Consider the following 18685-nt stretch of genomic DNA (forward strand, 5'->3'; position numbering starts at 1 on the left):
TATTGTAAAAAAGTTGCTTTTCCAGATTTGACGTCTGGAAAAGCAACTTTTTTTACTCAAAGATTAGGCTAATCAATTGCTAGCGGTTGGTAGATGATGGGCGAAAGTGCTGCCAAAGCGTGGCTATAGCTGGTGGCTCATTAGCCCAACGTGTCCACCCTGAAAATCCCAATGGAACGATGAGGTTACTTATCGTAATCCCAATGAGACTCATGAGTGCAAGTCCCTTTAAGGTTGGTGCGGTCGTCAAAAGCAGTGGCAGTAAGTAGGTCAATTCAATCATTGTTACCGGGCAAACAAATCGTCCACTAGTATAAAAGTGTTGCTGCAGTTGAGTGGGTTCCAAGTGTCGTAACCAACTTTGACGGTAACTGGTTGCGGTGGTAATCATTAGCCAGTGCAGTGTCAACAACATCAAGCTACCAAGCAAGACACTGCTACTGAGCGGCCCGGTTTGCAACCAGCGTGTTAATATTAACTGGGTCCAACCCCAACTAGTTAACGTCACGCCAGTTAAGCACGCGGTCATTAACAGACTGAAGGTCAATGAACGCAGGCCGAACCATAAAACAACTATGCCGATGATTAATCCGATTGTGAGCCATCTCAGTGCGTGGGTCGCAATCAGGGTATGCTGATAGTGCTGTTGCTGTGTTACCCCGGTTGTTAGGATTTTGGCGTGCGCTAAGGGTGTGGCGAGTAGGATGTCGTGGGTGACTGCCTGAAGTCGTTGCAGGGTCCTGCGACTAGCCGCACTAGCCGGCGCTGATTTCAAAGTGACCGTTAGCTGTGTCATGCTTAAATCACTACTAATATTAGTAAAAAGACTGTTTTGATAGGCCTGATTAGTAGCCGCGTTAGCAGGCAGGTAAAAACTCCGGCCAACTTGACTAGCGGCTAAATCATGTAGATAGGTCTTCGTATTTTTCAGTGAAGCGAGTAAGGTGGTTAAGGGTTGAACGGTCTGCTTCAATGATTGGTTGACGTGGTGAACACGCTGATCAACGTGTCCAGCTTCGGTTGCGACCGTAGTTTGGGCCGTTACCACGTGATTTAGTGCGGTTGTCATGCGGTCAGTCAGGTGATCTAACTTGGTGACCTGCTGATTGACTTTGGTTAAATCGGGTTCAGCCTCAGCTGATGTCGTTAGCGTCGTGTCAATAGCCTGTAATTGCCGTTGCACTTGATCATTCAGTTCAGCCAAATCATTGATGCGGTCGGACAACTGGTCGACCGACTTGGTATGGCGACTAGTCGCTGCTTGTTCCAGACTTTGTTGGTCAGTCGTGAGTTGGCTCTTGAGTTTCGCCATACTCGTCAGTTTACCAGCCAAATCAATGTTGATAGTCGCAAGTTGCTGGTTAACGTAGAAATTACTTAGTGGTTGGCCGGTGGGCTGGGTCACTGAGATGACTTGAGCCACATTTGGTACGGCCCGCAGTTTAGTCGTCAGGTGATCGATTGTTTGTAATGATTGCTGCTGCGTTAAATTCTGCGGTGCTCGTAGTGTAATTGTGATTGGCGCCGTGGCACCGGTACCGAAGTGAGCTTGGACTAATTGCTGACCTAATTCAGCATTACTAAGCTGATTTTGGCGCCAGGGTCGTAAGTTGTCATCGGCAAACTGGCCGTTAGCAAGAATGAGGCCGGGGAGTAGTAACAGTGCGACGGCCAAGCTCCCAAGCGCTGGCTGCCAGTAGCCGAACTTGCTCAATTGGCCCCATAGATTGCGTGGACGGGTCGGCCAAGCCGTTGTTCCTGGCCAAAATAAATTATCACCGAGCCAAGCGGTAAAGGCGTAATTGAGCGGCGGTACCGCCAGTAAGGTAATTCCAAGCGCTACAGTAATGGCCCAAGCAGCGGCTAATGAGATGAAGGCAGTCCAGTGTAAAGTGATGGTTATGAGTATTAATGGGATAAAAACAAGTGCCCACTGTCGATATTGAAGTGTCAGAATTTTGAGACTGACAGTGGTCGGTGCGGTTGGTGCGCTCGATTGCCAATACGCGTACATAAAGTGCCATGTCAATAGACTAGTCAGTATTAAACTGATTAGACCAGCAAGGCTCAGCGCATTAGCCGTCAGTGGCCAATGCCAAGCTAAACGCGCGTTAGTGATAAAGCTAATCGTTGTGATCAGAGTGACCACTTGACACAGTAAGTTCAGTAATGGCACTAACAGTGAGCGGAAGATGAGGCCGAGAATGATTAAACTGAGCAGACTACCGACAAGCATGCTAATCAGCAAGTTGCGACGTTGTTGTTGCACGTGTTGTTGGTAGATCAAGTCCGTACTGGTGACACTCGTATTGAGGTCGGCGATTGCAATCGCATTATTAAGTTGATTTGCAATCACAGATAGGTCAGCCCGGGATGTCTGAACGGCGACAAGGGCTAATTCGGTGGAACCATCATTGGAACGTAATAAGTGCCGGTCATTAGTCATACCGGTTGGCGTTCGAAGCTGGTTAATGCCATAATCATCGGCTCGGCGATTAAGTTTGGCTAGGGTCGTGGAGATTTGTTGGCGTTGCTGTTTGGATAATTTACCATTTGAATTGTTGAAGACTAACGTTAAGGACTGGCTGTTGGTTAACCCGTGACCCCATTGTTGTTGATATTTAGGACTCGTTGTTGCATCTTGTGGCATTGCGGTTTGTTCATTCACAAACGTGGTAATGTTCGGTAAAATCAGAATACTTGCAAACACCACGATTCCCCAGAAAAATAAGAACAACCACTTTGGTTTTAATAATTTTCGCATTCGTCTTGACGCCCCCACATCAATTACTTTATTTTGACTTAATCTTACCATATCAGGTGTTAGAGAAGCGGTTTGGTCGTCAGTTTGAAAAGTTAATTACAGTAATTACTTGTGAGTTATGGTATCCTAAAACGCTGTGGGAGGTGCTGATTTTGAAAACAGATCGATTTCAGGCGTTCAGTGATGGTATTTTTGCCATTTTAATTACAATTTTAGTCTTAGAATTTCACATTCCTGATTACCAACCGGGACATTTACTGGCGGCACTATTAGCGCAATGGCCGTTGATCTTGTCGTACGTCTTTTCGTATTTCTACGTTGGCACGCTGTGGTTATTTCATCATGATTATTTCAACATGCTACAACGAATTGATCGCAACGTTAATATGCTAAACTTATTAATGCTCTTTAGTATCACCTTATTGGATTACCCGATGTCATTAGTGGCAGATGCGTTGACAACTGGTAATCGACAGGATATGCAAACGGCATTTATTGTTTATGATTTGGTTGCCCTGTTTATTTCGGCGACATTTTATTTCATGTACGCTTATCTGCATCATCACCAGGACCTAAAGAAGCCGGGAATCTCAATGGCTTTTTACGCCGCAATTAAGTTTGATCCGGTTCGAAGTGTCACGATTTATGGCTTAGCCATCGTGGCAACGTTTTGGTCGGTATGGTTAGGTGCAATCTTACTAGCAGGTGGCATCATTTTTCACTTTTTGGCCTACTTACGGATGAGTCGCCAGCTAGAACAGGCGAAGGGAGGGACGGCATAATGGATTATTCAAGTTTATTAGGACCTGATCGTTATGATCTCGCCGTGACGTTAGCCAAGCAGTATCATCTTGACCCCAGCCAGGTCTTGTTCGGCTATTTGCAAGTGGTTAGTCAAGTTACGGGTGGTCCGAATGCAGCGCAAGCTGATTTACATGAGCCCCAAGTACGAGCGGCAATCAATCAGGAATTTGATCATTTTTTGAAACAGCGTCATTAATTAAAAATCACGATGTGAGTTCAGTCTCAACATCGTGATTTTTTAGTTTCAATCGGCAGGGAAGAGGTACGGTGTTCGCCAGGTTGCTGCCATTTCAGGTGTTAGTGTCAGTCGTTGTTCGTGACCAGTCGTGCGTGGAATAAAGCGGTAAGTACGAGTCGCTAACGTGATCAAACAACGATAGTGCGTGTAGTTGTGGCTGATGAGATGGCGACGGTCGGCGTGGTATGGCAAGCTTACTTCTTGTAACCAGCGGAATAAAGTGGTCGGCACTTGTTGCGGTGCTAACTGCGGTGTTCCCAGTCGTCGAAGTGCCATGTGAATGAAACGATCAGTGGGAATCGGCCCACTCGGTAATGGTTGCTTAGTCTGAATCACGTGCTGAGCAGCCTGACGAGTGGCAGTTGTAATCTGGTTGCCAGATATTGCTAAATAAAGATTTAGTCGGCGCTGATGGTCGCTTAGGACTGGTGTATTGGTCAGGACGCCGGCTGGATTCGGTTGCGCCGTCAGTGGGCCACCAGTGGGTTCGATGACGACACTGGTGTGTGCATCACTGAGATACCAGTGAAAGGGATAGACTTCACCAGTGTCATCACCCCAGGACGCACCGACCAGGTTAACACTTGGCAGATTGGCGATCACGGCTGCGACTGATTGGTGTTCACCTAAAGCCCAGTTGATGAAGGCTTGAGGTGTTAAATTAATTTGGTTGACTTGTGGTTGAGTGGCGTATTCAACGGCGTGGGGCAAGTACAGTTCAGCACACATCAAACCAGCTTCGTTAATGCCGTCAGCCATCAAACAAGCCTTAAAGTGGTCAGGTAGCCGGCCACCACCGAGAATGGCATACTGCGTCATACGCGTCGTCGCTAACCCAGTTGGCCACGGATAACGGCGCGGCAAAAAAATTGGCCGCCAAGGTGTCGTTGTTGGAAAGTCCATGGTGCGGGCGAAGTAGCGGTGATTGTCAGTATCAAGATAAGTTAAGCTGGTACACATGGCGCGGCCTCCTTTGAATTAGGTTCATTATACGTCAAAATAGGCGACAGCTAAATGACTGTTTAATTAACGATGGTAACGGTTACTTTTTTGATGATCTGCGTGTGCAAAATAGCTGGCAGTGCAATCAGTGACAGATTAATTTATGGTCGGATGGAACTCATTATTTTCTAATCTTTACAAACGTGCTATAATGAGGTTTCAATAACTATCAAAGCGAGGTCTTCATAGTGAGTGGATATAACGTCGCGATTGTCGGTGCAACTGGTGCAGTTGGCGCGCGGATGATCAAAATGGTGGAACAGACGAGTTTACCTGTCAACTCAGTTAAACTTTTGGCATCAAGCCGTTCAGCCGGTAAACAATTACAGTTCAATGGTCAAGCCTTAACTGTTGAAGAGACCGTTCCTGAATCATTCGAAGGAATTGATTTAGCCCTCTTCTCAGCGGGTGGCTCAGTATCTAAGAAGTTCGCCCCTGAAGCAGTCAAACGGGGTGCCGTAGTTGTTGATAATACAAGTGCTTTCCGGATGGACCCAAAGATTCCGTTAGTTGTTCCTGAAGTTAACCCTGAAGCATTGAAGCTTCATCATGGAATCGTGGCTAACCCGAACTGCTCAACCATCCAAATGGTCGTTGCTTTGGAACCAGTGCGCAAGGCATTTGGTTTGAAGCGGGTCATTGTTTCAACCTATCAAGCCGTTGGTGGTGCTGGTAACCGGGCCTTGAAGGAATTGCATGATGAGACGGAAGCCTACTTAAAAGGTGAAGAGATGGAAGCTCATATCTTACCTGTTGCGGGCGACAAGAAGCATTATCCAATTGCCTTCAATGCGTTACCACAAATTGACGTGTTTGAAGAAGATGGCTACACCCATGAAGAATGGAAGATGATCCATGAAACCAAAAAGATTATGTGTGGCGGCGACATGGACAGTAAGGATATAAAAGTAACGGCAACTTGTGTGCGGATTCCGGTGCCAGTGAGTCACTCCGAATCAGTTTACTTTGAAGTTGAAGATCCTAAGGCAACCGTCAAGGGCATTCAAGATGCTTTGGCAGCTGCACCAGGCGTGGTCTTACAAGACGACCCTGATAACCAAATTTATCCGCAAGCGCATAATGCGGAAGGTTCTAAAGACACGTTCGTTGGTCGGGTTCGTCCTGACCAAGAAACGCCACAAGCCTTCCACATGTGGAACGTTTCCGACAACCTCTTAAAGGGTGCTGCTTGGAACTCAGTTCAGATTGCGGAAACCATGGACAAGATGGGTTTATTGCACATGCAATAAAACTAATTTGTTAAGGGTAATGAAAAGCTGATCGCTAGAATCAATATTCTGGCGACCAGCTTTTTTTGATGTCGAATTATTCGAGCGTTAGAGTCAGATAAAATATAATAAGCGTCATGTTGAAATTAGGTTCGTTTTAGAAAGCAATATTAAGAATTTGTTAAGCTAAAACTGATGAGTGTCCTTTATCCTTGTCCTGGAGTCAGCTCCAGCATATAAGCTAAGTTTATTCAAAGTTAGTGAATGGTCAATGAGATGTCATGATGTTAATTTGCTAGCTAGAATAAAATTTTAACGCGAATATGGAGGAATTAATAATGAAATCAATTAATTGGTCAACGGACTATTTACCAGGGCATACTGATAATTTCGTGTCAAACGAGGTCATTACAGACGGTGTGACTTTAGCGGCTGTTTGGAAAAATTTAGTCGATACATCGAAGTGGACGACGTATTATGACAATGCGACTAACATTATTTTGGATGATCAAACGAATACTGAACTAAAGTTTGCGGAACATTTCCGATTTGATACATTTGGTTTTCCTATCGATGCCCAGGTCATGGAACTCGTTGAACCGACGGATGGTGAAACAGCACGACTAGCATGGCATGGCTGGCAAAATGGTGATGCAGATACTCAATTTGATGTCTATCACGCTTTCTTAATTGAAAAATTGACAGATGGCCGGATTCGATTATTAACACAAGAATCGCAAGTTGGACAGCCTGCTAAAGACTTAGCTAATCAAACACCCAATCCGATGTTAAATGGTCACCAAAGCTGGTTAGACGGGTTAGTCAAGGCTGCTAAAAGGACTATGACTGAGTAAAGTAGTAGCTCAGCAAGATTAATAGGAGTGATTAAAAGATGAAAACATGGTTTATTACAGGAACTTCAAGTGGTTTTGGAAAGGAACTCGCGACAATTGTTGCACGTCAGTCTGACACTCAGCTGATTGCGGCTGCCCGCCACACCGATGATTTAGCCTACCTAGATGTTTTTGACGCGACGCGTATTGAGAAAGTAAGCATTGATGTGACAAATGAATCACAAATTAAAACTGGGGTCGCTCAAGCGATTCAACGTTTTGGAACTATTGATGTTTTAGTGAACAATGCTGGCTTAGGCTATTTTTCAACAATTGAAGAAAGCGATATGGCGAAAGTTCGCTACATGTTTGAAGTTAACGTTATGGGACTCGCTAACGTGACTAGGACCGTTTTACCGACCATGCGGGCACACCATGCTGGGATAATTATTAATTTATCATCGGCGTTGGCATTGACGACACTACCAACTATGGGCTTTTACAGTGCGACAAAGTATGCAGTTGAGGGGTATAGTGATACCTTGCGGCAAGAAGTAAAAGACTTGGGGATTCAAATTATGACGGTTGAACCAAGTGGCGCTCGAACGCAGTGGTCAGGGCGGTCATCCCAAAAGATGGTACCGACAATTGCAGATTACGCCGCGTTTAGTGACGCGATTACGACGGTATCGGACTCGGTTACTCAGGCACCGGGCAATCCGCACCGAATTGCTCAGGTTATGTTTGATCAGGCCAATTTGGCAGAGGTACCGGCACACTTGCCATTAGGTGAATTTGCCTATCAAGGTGGACTCGCTAATTTACAAAGCATTGTTCGTGAAATTAAGTCACGTGAGGACCTTTCATTATCGACAGACGACTAGCTGCGTTAAGATAGTGGTTAAACGACAATCGAGGAGGTTCAGTTCAATATGAGTTATTCAATCGGACAAGTAGCTGATAAGTTAGGAGTAACGATTGATACCATTCGTTACTATGATAAGTCGGGATTACTGCCATTCGTGAAGCGTAATTCAATTGGCCGGCGTGAATTTACTGATAATGATCTACATTTGATGAGGACCATTGTATGTCTCAAAAATGCGGGTGTGTCAGTAGCTGACATTGCTACTTTTATTGCGCTCAGACTCGAAGGTGATACGACATTAAACGATCGTTACCAATTACTCAAAACGCATGAGCAGGAATTACAACAGCGGATTACCGACTTACAGGATACGATGAGTTATTTGAAGTTTAAGGAGTGGTATTATGAGACCGCTACGGCTGCCGGACATGAGGATATTCATTTTGTACCGGGTACTAATGAAGTTCTTCCCGGTCTTGACCAGGAATATGATGCGTATTTGAAGGCGACCGGTCAACTGGTTGAGCTGTCTCGATTTGCTAATGTAAAGGATTATCGGTTGCGCAAGCGATAGTCCTTAGCAGTTTCAGTTTAATCGATGAAACTGTACAGAAAAACTGGTTTTGATAGCTTGGATATTGGATAAGAATAACCAAAATAAAAGGTTCTGAATTGTCAGTTGTTTGACAGTTCGGAACCTTTTGAAATTAAAAGCAGCGTATATTTAAGCAATTAGTTGTAAGACTTGTCTAACTAGCGCCACTGGTACGGGTTGATCCAGGCCAATGTTCAGCCGCTTTTGACCGGTTGCGTAACCAGCAGTTTTAGCAGCAGTGAGGGTCGCATCGTCAAGGTCGGCTGAAATACTTAGACTGACGTGGGCCTGATAAGCAGCAATGCTAACGTATTGTTTGTCATGTTCATAGAACGGCAAATTCCACTTGATTTTAGCAGTAAAGTCAAGCAATTCCGATGTAATCAGTTGGGCAAGGGTGCTCAAGATTGGTTGTGCAGCGATTGCAGCTTTATTGATGTAATCGTTGGTGTCCGTGACTTTAACTCGACTAGGCATTTTTAAAACCTCCTTTATTTACGAAATGAATTGCGTCGTAGCAACCAAATGGTTAGGGCACATAGTGCAACGGCGATGAATACCGTAATCTCCCAACCGAATGGATTCTTCATGAACGGTAAGTCGACGTTTTGCCCGAAAAAACCGAAGACAATGTTGGGCATTGTCAGGACGATGGAGAAAATCGTCAGCACCCACATCGTGTTGTTCAAACTGTTGTCTAGAATGTTCGAGTAGGCGTTCGACACCCGGCCGATGATGTCTGAGGCAATGTTGGCCATTTCCAATCCTTGTTGTGCCTCGACAATAATATCGTCGAGCCGTTCTAATTGGGCCGCCGAGAATTTGACCGGTACAAACCGTTTGAGTGACTGCAACATGTCGTTATTACTTTTAAGGGACGTGAGGAAATAGACTAGCGTTGTTTCTAAGTCCATCAATTGAATAATGACCGAACGCTGAATTTGCTTTTTCATCTTTATCTGAATGTCTTGGCGTTGTTTATTGATCTTGTTGATGGCCGAAAAATATTGCCGTGATAGCTTGTACAAGACGTTAAAGATATGGTCGTATGGATGCAGGACATCTTCCCAATCGGCATCGATTTCGTCTGCCAACATATCCTCAACGAATATTGTGTTATCGGTCGTAAAAGTCAGTAGGGTGTGGTCAATCAACATGAAACTGACTTGGGCGGTATAAGTACCTTCCTCAACGTCTTCTGTGACCACGTCAAAAATAATGGTCGTGATGGCACTTTTGGCGTCATATTCCAACCGGCCTCGTTCGTGTTGATCGGTTGCGTAGCCTAACATTTCGTCGGTAACGTGTTCCTCACTTACGAGTTGATGATAATCATTTTCAGTGTAATTATTAACAGCGACCCAGCGAAAATCGTCGCTTAGTTCATGGACTTTTATCATTGTTTTTACTTCCAGCGTTTTGAGATATCTTCAATTTAACATGAGTTGCGAGACAACGCAAAGGAAGTTTTAAGGCCACCTAATTATTTAACAGTTGTTCTACTTAACTTTTCACACCATAACTGGTGACTGCGACTGAAAAGCGCTAACAATAAATCATAACTGATAATCAGTAAAATGACTGAAACGACGACGAGGTAGACATCCAGGCGGTTAAGGGTGGCACTAGGAACGTTGCCTAGACGATTGAATAACCATAAATCCAAGAATAAAAGTGGCAGGCCGATTAAGTAGAGCCCACTGTAATGGATAAGCAGTTGCCAGAGATTGGCCTGGTGACCACTGATGGTTACGATCTGACTATTGAGCAGGCGACCACCAATGGTTTTACCATGCCAACACCAGGCGGGCCCAATGAAGAAGAGGATGATATCGGCCAGGTATAGCCAGCGAAAATCATGTGGTAATGGCCAATTAAAATGTTTGACTAAGACGAAGTAGACGGTGTCAAAGGCGGCAATTGCGAGCCAATCGATGACCAACGCCCCAATGCGGCGCCAATTGATGGGGTGTTCCTGCCAATTCAACCGGGTACTGTGGTCGCGATTGCGCCACTGATTAGGAATCAGATGTAGACACCCAGCACCGACAATCCCACCAAGTGTGTTCATCATTAAATCGTCGACATCGAACATCCGGTAGGCTCGTGAGTAGTAGCCGTATAATCCGGTTAACTGCGTGGTTTCGAAGAACAATGAAATCGAGAAGCTCGTCAGGGTGATCAACCAGAGCGGCCAGCGGTGCCGCCACTTTAAGTAGGCACCGATCGGCATAAATAATAGAATATTGAAGAACGGCTGGAAGAACGTGTCAGATTTGAAGGCGGCTAACCAAGTACTGGGGTCCCCGAGTTCAAACGGCGTGAGCGCCTTCAACTGGGTGAGAAAGTAGAAGGGTTGTAAATTATACTCAGCAGTTGTTAGGCTAGCCACGGATGAGCGAGTCGGGAGTGGCAGAATAATTAGTAAGTAGGCTGCTGCCAAGTACCAAATAAACGAATAGGTACTGATCAAGTTACGCTCACTCAGTGTTTGACGTGTTCGGAGTTGGATAGTCAGGATAATCATGGCGAGTAGTAAGGTCATGATGGGTAAAGCTAAGATAACGATGTGCACGGGTTCCAGCAACGTACTGACAATGTGACTGGAAAGTGCGAGTTGATAAAGTTTTGTAATGAGTTCGTGCATGGCTGGTCCCCCCCTTTTTTTGGAATAGCGTTGTTCTTTAACTAGTGTTGACTATATCATGGTATAAAGAAATTGTGACGATTAATATAAATAAATAAGTAAATTGTTAGACTTTCGCCGTGACTGCTAGCGTATTGTCGCGAATGACCGTTTCGACCATACTTGCTTATCTAAAAAAAATATGGTTGAATAAGCATAAATTATGAGAGGATGGTGAGGATATGCTAATGGATGGGCATACCCACACGGAACTATGTCCGCATGGGAGTGGTGAAGCAACGGAAAAAATGGTTCAACGGGCGATACAGCTAGGTTTTCAGCGGTATTGTATTACGGAGCACGCACCGTTACCACCGGCATTTCGTGACCAGTATGAAGGGACGCCGGCCGGTTATACTGAGGCGTCGTTGCGTGAGGACCAAGTAGCCGATTATTTGGCACTGGCTAACGGACTGAAGACCAAATATGCCGGGCAAATCGAGATCTCAGTGGGTTTTGAAGTTGATTTCTTACCAGAGCATGTTGCTTGGACGCGTGATTTTCTGAATACCTATGGTCCTCGGACGCAGGAAAGTATTTTGTCAGTCCATTTCATGCGGGGGTTACGGCAGCATTTCTGGTGTGTTGACATGTCAACGGATGATTTTGCAGCCGGTTTTGGGCAGTGGCTTAAGACGCCCCAACGTGTTTTTGAACAGTATTATCAGACGGTCTTGGCATCAGTACAAGCAGATCTGGGCCCTTACGCACCACAACGGATCGGCCACATGAGTCTCGTCCGCAAATATCAGGATTACTTTGGCTTGACTGAACCCTTGGATGTCCATAATCTTCAATTAGTAGATCAGACGTTGGCGTTAGTGAAGCAGCAACGGCGGCAGTTAGATTTGAATTTGGCTGGTCTCTACAAACCGTATTGTAATGATTTTTATCCCGGTGAACAGATTCTACAACGCGCTCAAAAGCTTGACATTCCGCTGGTTTATGGCTCTGATGCCCACGACATAGCCAGTGTGGGGCGTGGCTATCATCTTATAAAAAAATTAATTGAGGGTTGACAGCCGTCAGTTTAGTGATTACAATGAATTATAAATTAAACGACTAATCAAATTTTAATAAACGGTTGTGATTAGAACAAGTAATTAAGTCTTCCTCATCCAGAGAGCCCGGGTAGCTGAGAACCGGACAGACAGGCTTAACGAACACACATCTATGAACTGCTAAGGTGAACCAGTCTCATTAGCCTTAGCCGAATTGGTTTCGTTATCCAAGTTGACTTGATCAACATGAGGTCTGCCGTGCGAACGGTAGATGAAATAAGGTGGAACCACGCGTAAACGTCCTTTTAGCAAATTGCTAAGGGGGCGTTTTTTAGTTTCACCGATCCATGCGGTAAGTTTGCGTGACGGAATCGCAAGTCGCTCCGGTTAGCATGTAAGCAATTGATTAAGCACATTGATAAGTAACGATATGAATTAAACTGATTAGTTTTAAAAATAACGACGTTTTAGGAGGCGTAAATTATGTTGAAACACTTATTACCACTAGGAACCCGGGATGAATTTGGTCGGCGGGCACGTACCAAACAACACTTGATCGCGGTGATCCAAGCCCATTTTAAACAACGCGGGCTCGCGCCAATTGCAACGCCGTTATTAGAAAACGAAGCGGTGTTTGATCCATATCAGATGGGTAACTACCAACTATACCGCTTATTTGGCAACGATGGTCGCACCTTGGTCTTACGGCCGGACATGACCTTACCAGTTGCTCGCTTCATTAGCGCGACGAATGTCCCCTTACCGCAAAAGTTTGGTTATGTCGGCGATATCTTTCGAGTAAGCCGTCAATTATCAGGTTCATATAACCAAATCACACAAGCGGGAGTCGAATTAGTCGGTTACGCATCGCTGAAAGCCGAATTTGAATGTTTAACGATTGCCAACCAGCTTTCAAGTGAGCTGATTGCCGATGCTGTTGAAATCGAATTAGGAGATGCCCAATTTGCACAACGGGTCGTGGCCAGCTTGACTGGTGACGAAGGCGAACAACAAGCCATTTTAACCGCACTGTTCGATAAGCAAGTACCACGCTACACGAAGTTGATTGCCAAGTACCGCGCACAGCCTTTATACGATTTTCTCAAAGCATGGCCGCGTTTGTTCGGGCGTCCAGAACGTATCTTCAAAGAATTAGCGGCAGCACCACTACCTGAAACAGTCCAACCAAGTCTGAAACGGCTTCAAACGGTGGTGGCCTGGATGCAACAAACGATGCCGGAGCAAGTCATCTCGGTGGATTTGAGTAGCCAAGCACCACAAAAATACTATACCGGCCTGACTTTTCGGGGTTATTCACAAGCGGGGGCTGGCTACCTGTTCAGCGGCGGCCGTTACGACAAACTGTTAACGAACTTTCAAGCTGAAGCAGAACCGGCTGTGGGAATGGGGTTAAACGTTGACTTGTTAACGACTTTAGCCACCGACCAACAGACCGCTTATGCTGAACAATTGATTTACTTTGAGCCTGAACAGTGGTCACAAGCGGAGGCATACTTAGCGAAACAACCGCACGCCATTTTGAGTTTGGCGGATGACTTAGCAGGTGCGCGCATCGAAGCACAATGTTTGAATGCCCAACTGATTGATTTAACTGGAGGTATGACCAATGACTGAACCACGTTTAAAGATTGCCTTGACTAAGGGCCGCGTCGAACAACAAGTCCTGCCGTTGCTGGAAGAAGCTGGACTGGATTGTTCGCAAGTCCGCAACAAGCAACGGCGGTTGATTTTTGATTCTGAGACGCAACCATATGAGTTTATTTTAGCGAAAGGGCCGGACGTGACGACCTTCCTCGAACGGGGTGCTGCTGATATCGGCATCGTTGGTAGCGATATTTTGACTGAACACGAGAGTACCCAATATGAACTGTTAGACTTGGGGGTTGGTAAGTGCCAATTTGTGCTAGCATCCACGGCCGACTTTGATCCCGTTGCACCACGACGCAAAATCATCGGCACCAAGTACCCATTGATTACCCAACGGTATTTTGATCGCTTGGGCCAAGATGTTGAAATTATTAAGATTGAAGGCTCGGTTGAATTAGCACCACTGACTGGCTTAGCCGACGCCATCGTAGATATCACCGAGACGGGGACCACGATTCGTGAGAACCATTTACAAATTTATGACTATTTACAACCAGTCTCGACCCGCCTAGTGGTCAACCGGTTAGCCTTAAAACAGCAACAAGCCGCCATCTTTGATTTAGTTGATCGGTTGGCCACAGTTGTTGATACGAATAATCCAAAGGAGTTTGTCTAATGAAAATTATTAATGAAGATTTAGCTAGTTTAAAACGCTTAGTTCAAACGAAGACCCAACAATTGACTGACTTAAAGGTTGAATCAGCGGTTCGCGAAATTATTGCCAATGTGATTAAAAACGGGGATGCCGCCGTCAAGGATTACGAAACCCAATTCGATAAGGTCACCTTGACCGACTTTAAGTTGTCACAAACTGTTATTGATGATGCTTATACCAATCTGGACCCGCAAGTGAAGGACGCCTTGTTGTTAGCTAAACGCAATATCACGAGTTTTCACGAAAAGGAAAAGGCGACTGGCTTTATTGATGCTGAACAGCCTGGCGTTCTACGAGGGCAGAAGTTAATGCCGCTTAATCGGGTTGGCTTATACGTTCCAGGTGGCACGGCAGCCTATCCATCGACTTTACTGATGAGTGCCTTGCCCGCTAAGATTGCCGGCGTTAATGAAGTCATTATGGTGACGCCACCACAAGTCGATGGCATCAATCCAGCCGTTCTTGCTGCAGCCAAAATCGCTGGCGTCGACGCCATCTATCAAGTGGGAGGCGCTCAAGCAATTGCTGCGTTAGCTTATGGGACTGAGTCGATTCCAGCGGTCGACAAGATTATTGGTCCTGGGAACATTTTTGTGGCGACTGCTAAGAAGCAGGTCTTTGGTCAGGTGGCGATCGACATGGTGGCCGGCCCGTCAGAAATTGGTATTTTAGCGGATGATTCAGCTGATCCTCGGCAATTAGCGGCTGACTTATTGAGTCAAGCAGAACATGACCGTCGAGCCCGGCCAATCCTAATTACGGATAGTGCCGACTTAGCGCAGGCCGTCAGTGATAACGTGACGTCACAGTTGAAAGTTTTGCCACGAGAAGCGATCGCTACCGACGCTGTTAACGAAAAAGGCTTCATTGCCGTTGTCGCAAAGGTTGAAGAAATGTTTGACTTGATGAATACGGTGGCACCAGAACACTTGGAAGTGCAATTGAAGAATCCAACTCAGTACTTGAATTTAATCAAAAATGCCGGGTCGGTCTTCTTAGGACGCTACGCCTCTGAACCACTCGGTGACTACGTTGCTGGTCCGAACCACATCTTACCAACGAGTGGCACGGCCCGTTTCTCATCACCACTTGGCGTCTATGATTTCGTTAAGCGAACGTCCTTTATCCAATACACTAAGGACGCTTTGGCTAAGGAAGCTCCGGCGATTACCACGTTGGCACGGGTCGAAGGTCTGGAAGGCCATGCTCGTGCGATTGAGAGTCGTTTTGACACCTATTACGATTAAGGCGTAATTAGTAGTTGATACTGATTGTGATCACAGCCGGTAGTCGTTTTAGCAGATGAGGAGGAAATGAATATGCGACAAGCAACGATTAAACGTGAAACGAAAGAAACCCAGATTGAAATCAGTTTGAATTTAGACGAACAGAGCGGTATCGAAATCGATACCGGGATAGGCTTTTTGAACCACATGTTGAACTTATTTGCGAAGCACGGGCGCTTCGGGTTGGTCGTGAAGTGTCACGGCGACCTCGACGTTGACCCGCACCACACTACTGAAGATACGGGAATCGTGCTTGGCGAATGCTTTAAGCAGGCGTTGGGTGATAAGCAGGGAATTGAACGGTACGGGACGGAATTTGTGCCAATGGATGAGACTTTAGGTCAGGTCAGTGTCGACCTAAGTGGACGGTCATACTTAGTTTTTGATGCCGAGCTCACGAATCCGCGGCTCGGTGGCTTAGATACGGAGACAGTCGAAGATTTCTTCCAAGCCGTGGCCTTTGCTGCTGAAATGAATTTGCACGCACGCATCCTGTACGGCCGTAACACTCACCACAAAGTTGAAAGTTTGTTCAAAGCGTTTGGGCGGGCAATGCGCGCAGCTGTCACGATTAATCCAGATATTCAGGGGGTCAACTCTACGAAAGGCGTGATTTAAATGTTTGCAATCGTCGATTATGATACGGGTAATACCCGTAATTTGAAGAAAGCTTTTGACTACCTGCAAGTGTCAACCATCTTAACGGCTGACCCGCAACAATTAGCGGCCGCTGACGCAGTTATTTTACCCGGTGTGGGAGCTTTCGCAGCTGCAATGGCCGCTTTAAAAGAGCGCCAGTTAGTCGGCGTGTTACAAGCATTGGCGCGGAGTGGCAAACCCGTTCTCGGTATTTGCTTAGGCATGCAGCTCTTGTTTGAAAGTAGTTCCGAGTACGGTGAGCATGCTGGACTAGGCTTGTTAAGCGGCCGGGTTAGCGCTTTGCCAACGGACTTGAATGTCAAAGTCCCACAGATGGGTTGGAATCAGAACGAGCTTCGGCGTCCTGACAGTCCCTTTGCCAGTATTGACGCGGCCTATACTTACTTCGTTCATTCGTACTATGCGGTATGTCCGGCAACTGAAATCGTGGCGACAGTTCAACACGGCGTCCAGGTTCCAAGTATTGTTCAGCATCAAAATGTGATTGGGATGCAGTTTCACCCGGAGAAGAGTGGTCGAGTCGGATTACAACAACTAGCAGCTTTTAAGGAAATGGTGAGTGCAAATGATTTTTCCAGCAATTGATTTACGAGCCGGTCAGAGTGTCCGGCTTTACCAAGGTGATTTTAAACAGGCGACATTGATTAATCCTGATCCTGTCGTTCAAGCCCAACAAATTAACGCAGCGGGCTTGCAGCAATTACACATGGTCGATTTGGACGGTGCCAAGTCAGGGCGCCCAGAAAACTTCGCGACAATCACGGCGATCCGGCAAGCATTTACCGGGACGATCGAGCTCGGTGGAGGTATTCGAACCTACGAGCTGGCGACTCGTTATCTCGAATTAGGAATCGATCGCTTAATCTTGGGGTCAGTTGCGTTGACTGATCCACGACTGGTCAAACGACTGTTAAGTGAGTTTGGTGGTGAGCGAATTGTGATTGGGTTAGACGGAACCAATGGTTATGTGGCAATTAAAGGCTGGTTGGAGCAGTCACAGACCAAGATGAGTACATTAATGAAGACAATGACTACGAGTGGTGCCAAGCACTTTATCGTGACCGATGTCGCCCGTGATGGCACGATGCAAGGCCCTAACCTTGCGTTATACCAAGAACTACAAGCACAGGTGCCCACGGCCAACCTGATTGCCAGCGGTGGCGTTCGGAATTTGACCGATGTTCAAGTGTTACAAGCCAGTGGGTTCAAGGATGTTATTATTGGCAAGGCGTTAGCTGAAGGCGGTGTGACACTGGCCGAATTAGCGGGGGTGACTGAATGTTAGCAAAGCGGATTATTCCGTGCTTGGATGTGGCGGATGGTCGGGTCAAGAAGGGCGTTAATTTCGTCAACTTGACGGATGTCGGAGATCCGGTGGCGATTGCAGCTGCCTATCAGCAACAGGGCGCGGATGAACTTGTCTTTTTAGATATTGCAGCCACCAATGAGCACCGCGAGACGATGGCCGCCATGGTCGAACAAGTCTCAGCTCAGGTCTTCATGCCACTGACGATTGGTGGCGGAATTACAAGCGTTGCTGATATGCAACGAATCTTACGTGCGGGTGCTGATAAGACGGCTATTAATTCGGCTGCAGTTGCCAACCCTGAACTGATTCGTGCCGGTTCTGAAAAATTTGGCAACCAGTGCATTGTTGTTGCGATTGACGCGGCGTGGGATGCGGCAGCTGGTCAATATCGTGTCTATACACATGGGGGTCAGCAAGCGACCGACCTCGATGCAGTGGCGTGGGCCAAGCAAGCGGTCGCCTTAGGGGCTGGCGAGTTATTGGTCACTAGCATGGATCGCGATGGCACTAAGGCGGGGTTTGATACCCAGTTATATCAGGCCCTGGGAGCAACGGTCAATGTGCCAATCATTGCCAGCGGCGGTGCGGGTAACTTACAAGACTTTGTGGATGTTTTTAGCACAACCCCGGTTGATGGTGCATTGGCGGCTTCCGTCTTTCACTTTGGCGAGTTAACGATTGCAGATGTCAAAGCGACATTAAGAAAACAAGGAGTGGTCGTAAGATGAAACCAGACTTTGAAAAGGGTGACGGTTTACTGACAACGGTCGTCACCGACGCGGATACGAAGGATGTCTTAATGGTCGCGTGGATGAACGCGGAAAGCTATCAACGGACATTGGCGTCGGGCCAGACGTGGTTTTGGTCACGGTCTCGGCAAGAACTTTGGCACAAAGGCGCTACGAGCGGCAATTTACAAGATGTCGTTAGTATGACGTTGGATTGCGATCAAGATACACTATTGGTCGCAGTTCATCCGCATGGTCCCGCTTGTCATACGGGACATACGAGTTGTTTCTTTAACCCGGTTGAACTAGAACAGGGCGCCTAAGGATTGATGACGATAGCCGAATGAGTTGTGAGTTAG

Annotated in this window: 20 protein-coding genes and 1 other annotated feature; of the genes, 15 read left to right on the forward strand and 5 right to left on the reverse strand. The window is 46.4% G+C overall.

Annotation, left to right across the window (positions count from 1 at the left end; all coding sequences use genetic code 11):
• Positions 1 to 79: 79 nt before the first annotated feature.
• A complete protein-coding gene (locus tag ACWQAU_RS11630; RefSeq protein WP_027821868.1) occupies positions 80 to 2764 on the reverse strand; it encodes an MMPL family transporter in 2685 nt (894 codons plus the stop codon).
• A 5-nt stretch (positions 2765 to 2769) separates the two neighbouring features.
• On the opposite strand from ACWQAU_RS11630, the gene ACWQAU_RS11635 reads away from it, so the two are divergent.
• Complete coding sequence (locus ACWQAU_RS11635) at positions 2770 to 3546, forward strand: TMEM175 family protein (protein ID WP_016527251.1); 777 nt, start codon at positions 2770 to 2772, stop codon at positions 3544 to 3546.
• On the forward strand, positions 3546 to 3764 hold the full coding sequence (locus ACWQAU_RS11640) for a hypothetical protein (protein ID WP_003642701.1): 219 nt from the start codon (positions 3546 to 3548) through the stop codon (positions 3762 to 3764). Before ACWQAU_RS11635 ends, ACWQAU_RS11640 begins: the two co-directional genes overlap by 1 nt.
• 48 nt (positions 3765 to 3812) lie before the next feature.
• Here ACWQAU_RS11640 and ACWQAU_RS11645 read toward each other — a convergent pair whose 3' ends face one another.
• Positions 3813 to 4766 carry a linear amide C-N hydrolase gene (locus tag ACWQAU_RS11645; RefSeq protein ID WP_027821869.1) on the reverse strand — a complete coding sequence of 318 codons (954 nt, stop codon included), beginning with the start codon at positions 4764 to 4766 and terminating at the stop codon, positions 3813 to 3815.
• A gap of 230 nt (positions 4767 to 4996) precedes the next feature.
• On the opposite strand from ACWQAU_RS11645, the gene ACWQAU_RS11650 reads away from it, so the two are divergent.
• The 4 genes from ACWQAU_RS11650 (at position 4997) to ACWQAU_RS11665 (ending at position 8312) form a co-directional block, all read left to right on the forward strand.
• Complete coding sequence (locus tag ACWQAU_RS11650; RefSeq protein ID WP_003642703.1) at positions 4997 to 6058, forward strand: aspartate-semialdehyde dehydrogenase; 1062 nt, start codon at positions 4997 to 4999, stop codon at positions 6056 to 6058.
• Positions 6059 to 6375: 317 nt separating this feature from the next.
• Entirely contained in the window at positions 6376 to 6891 is a 516-nt protein-coding gene (locus tag ACWQAU_RS11655) for an SRPBCC family protein (protein ID WP_003644685.1), read from the forward strand.
• A gap of 38 nt (positions 6892 to 6929) precedes the next feature.
• Complete coding sequence (locus ACWQAU_RS11660; protein ID WP_027821870.1) at positions 6930 to 7754, forward strand: SDR family oxidoreductase; 825 nt, start codon at positions 6930 to 6932, stop codon at positions 7752 to 7754.
• A 48-nt stretch (positions 7755 to 7802) separates the two neighbouring features.
• Positions 7803 to 8312, forward strand: coding sequence for a MerR family transcriptional regulator (locus ACWQAU_RS11665; RefSeq protein WP_003642706.1), 510 nt, complete (start codon positions 7803 to 7805; stop codon positions 8310 to 8312).
• Between the two features lie 150 nt (positions 8313 to 8462).
• Here the strand turns inward: ACWQAU_RS11665 and ACWQAU_RS11670 are convergent, their stop codons facing one another.
• From ACWQAU_RS11670 to ACWQAU_RS11680, 3 genes are all read right to left on the reverse strand, one after another.
• Positions 8463 to 8810: a DUF1801 domain-containing protein gene (locus ACWQAU_RS11670; protein ID WP_003642707.1), complete on the reverse strand. Its 348-nt coding sequence runs from the start codon at positions 8808 to 8810 to the stop codon at positions 8463 to 8465.
• Positions 8811 to 8824: 14 nt separating this feature from the next.
• The gene (locus ACWQAU_RS11675; protein WP_079111830.1) at positions 8825 to 9733 is read right to left on the reverse strand and encodes a magnesium transporter CorA family protein; all 909 of its coding nucleotides are present in this window, start codon (positions 9731 to 9733) and stop codon (positions 8825 to 8827) included.
• Positions 9734 to 9816: 83 nt separating this feature from the next.
• Entirely contained in the window at positions 9817 to 10980 is a 1164-nt protein-coding gene (locus ACWQAU_RS11680) for a VanZ family protein (RefSeq protein WP_003646586.1), read from the reverse strand.
• Between the two features lie 221 nt (positions 10981 to 11201).
• Here ACWQAU_RS11680 and hisJ point away from each other — a divergent pair, with 221 nt between their 5' ends.
• The 9 genes from hisJ (at position 11202) to hisI (ending at position 18649) form a co-directional block, all read left to right on the forward strand.
• Positions 11202 to 12038 carry a histidinol-phosphatase HisJ gene (hisJ, locus tag ACWQAU_RS11685; RefSeq protein ID WP_027821871.1) on the forward strand — a complete coding sequence of 279 codons (837 nt, stop codon included), beginning with the start codon at positions 11202 to 11204 and terminating at the stop codon, positions 12036 to 12038.
• 58 nt (positions 12039 to 12096) lie between these two features.
• Positions 12097 to 12328: a binding site (T-box leader), on the forward strand.
• A 175-nt stretch (positions 12329 to 12503) separates the two neighbouring features.
• Complete coding sequence (gene hisZ / locus ACWQAU_RS11690) at positions 12504 to 13655, forward strand: ATP phosphoribosyltransferase regulatory subunit (RefSeq protein ID WP_027821872.1); 1152 nt, start codon at positions 12504 to 12506, stop codon at positions 13653 to 13655.
• The gene (hisG, locus tag ACWQAU_RS11695; protein ID WP_003642712.1) at positions 13648 to 14304 is read left to right on the forward strand and encodes an ATP phosphoribosyltransferase; all 657 of its coding nucleotides are present in this window, start codon (positions 13648 to 13650) and stop codon (positions 14302 to 14304) included. The genes hisZ and hisG overlap by 8 nt, the downstream gene beginning before the upstream one ends.
• Complete coding sequence (gene hisD / locus ACWQAU_RS11700; protein ID WP_027821873.1) at positions 14304 to 15590, forward strand: histidinol dehydrogenase; 1287 nt, start codon at positions 14304 to 14306, stop codon at positions 15588 to 15590. Before hisG ends, hisD begins: the two co-directional genes overlap by 1 nt.
• A gap of 72 nt (positions 15591 to 15662) precedes the next feature.
• The gene (gene hisB / locus ACWQAU_RS11705; protein WP_003644682.1) at positions 15663 to 16247 is read left to right on the forward strand and encodes an imidazoleglycerol-phosphate dehydratase HisB; all 585 of its coding nucleotides are present in this window, start codon (positions 15663 to 15665) and stop codon (positions 16245 to 16247) included.
• Positions 16248 to 16874, forward strand: coding sequence for an imidazole glycerol phosphate synthase subunit HisH (gene hisH / locus ACWQAU_RS11710; RefSeq protein ID WP_003642715.1), 627 nt, complete (start codon positions 16248 to 16250; stop codon positions 16872 to 16874).
• Entirely contained in the window at positions 16855 to 17574 is a 720-nt protein-coding gene (hisA, locus tag ACWQAU_RS11715) for a 1-(5-phosphoribosyl)-5-[(5-phosphoribosylamino)methylideneamino]imidazole-4-carboxamide isomerase (RefSeq protein ID WP_003642716.1), read from the forward strand. The genes hisH and hisA overlap by 20 nt, the downstream gene beginning before the upstream one ends.
• A complete protein-coding gene (hisF, locus tag ACWQAU_RS11720; RefSeq protein ID WP_027821874.1) occupies positions 17568 to 18326 on the forward strand; it encodes an imidazole glycerol phosphate synthase subunit HisF in 759 nt (252 codons plus the stop codon). Before hisA ends, hisF begins: the two co-directional genes overlap by 7 nt.
• A complete protein-coding gene (gene hisI / locus ACWQAU_RS11725) occupies positions 18323 to 18649 on the forward strand; it encodes a phosphoribosyl-AMP cyclohydrolase (protein WP_003646591.1) in 327 nt (108 codons plus the stop codon). Before hisF ends, hisI begins: the two co-directional genes overlap by 4 nt.
• The last annotated feature ends 36 nt before the right edge of the window (positions 18650 to 18685 follow it).

Source organism: Lactiplantibacillus sp. 3062 (assembly GCF_055413545.1).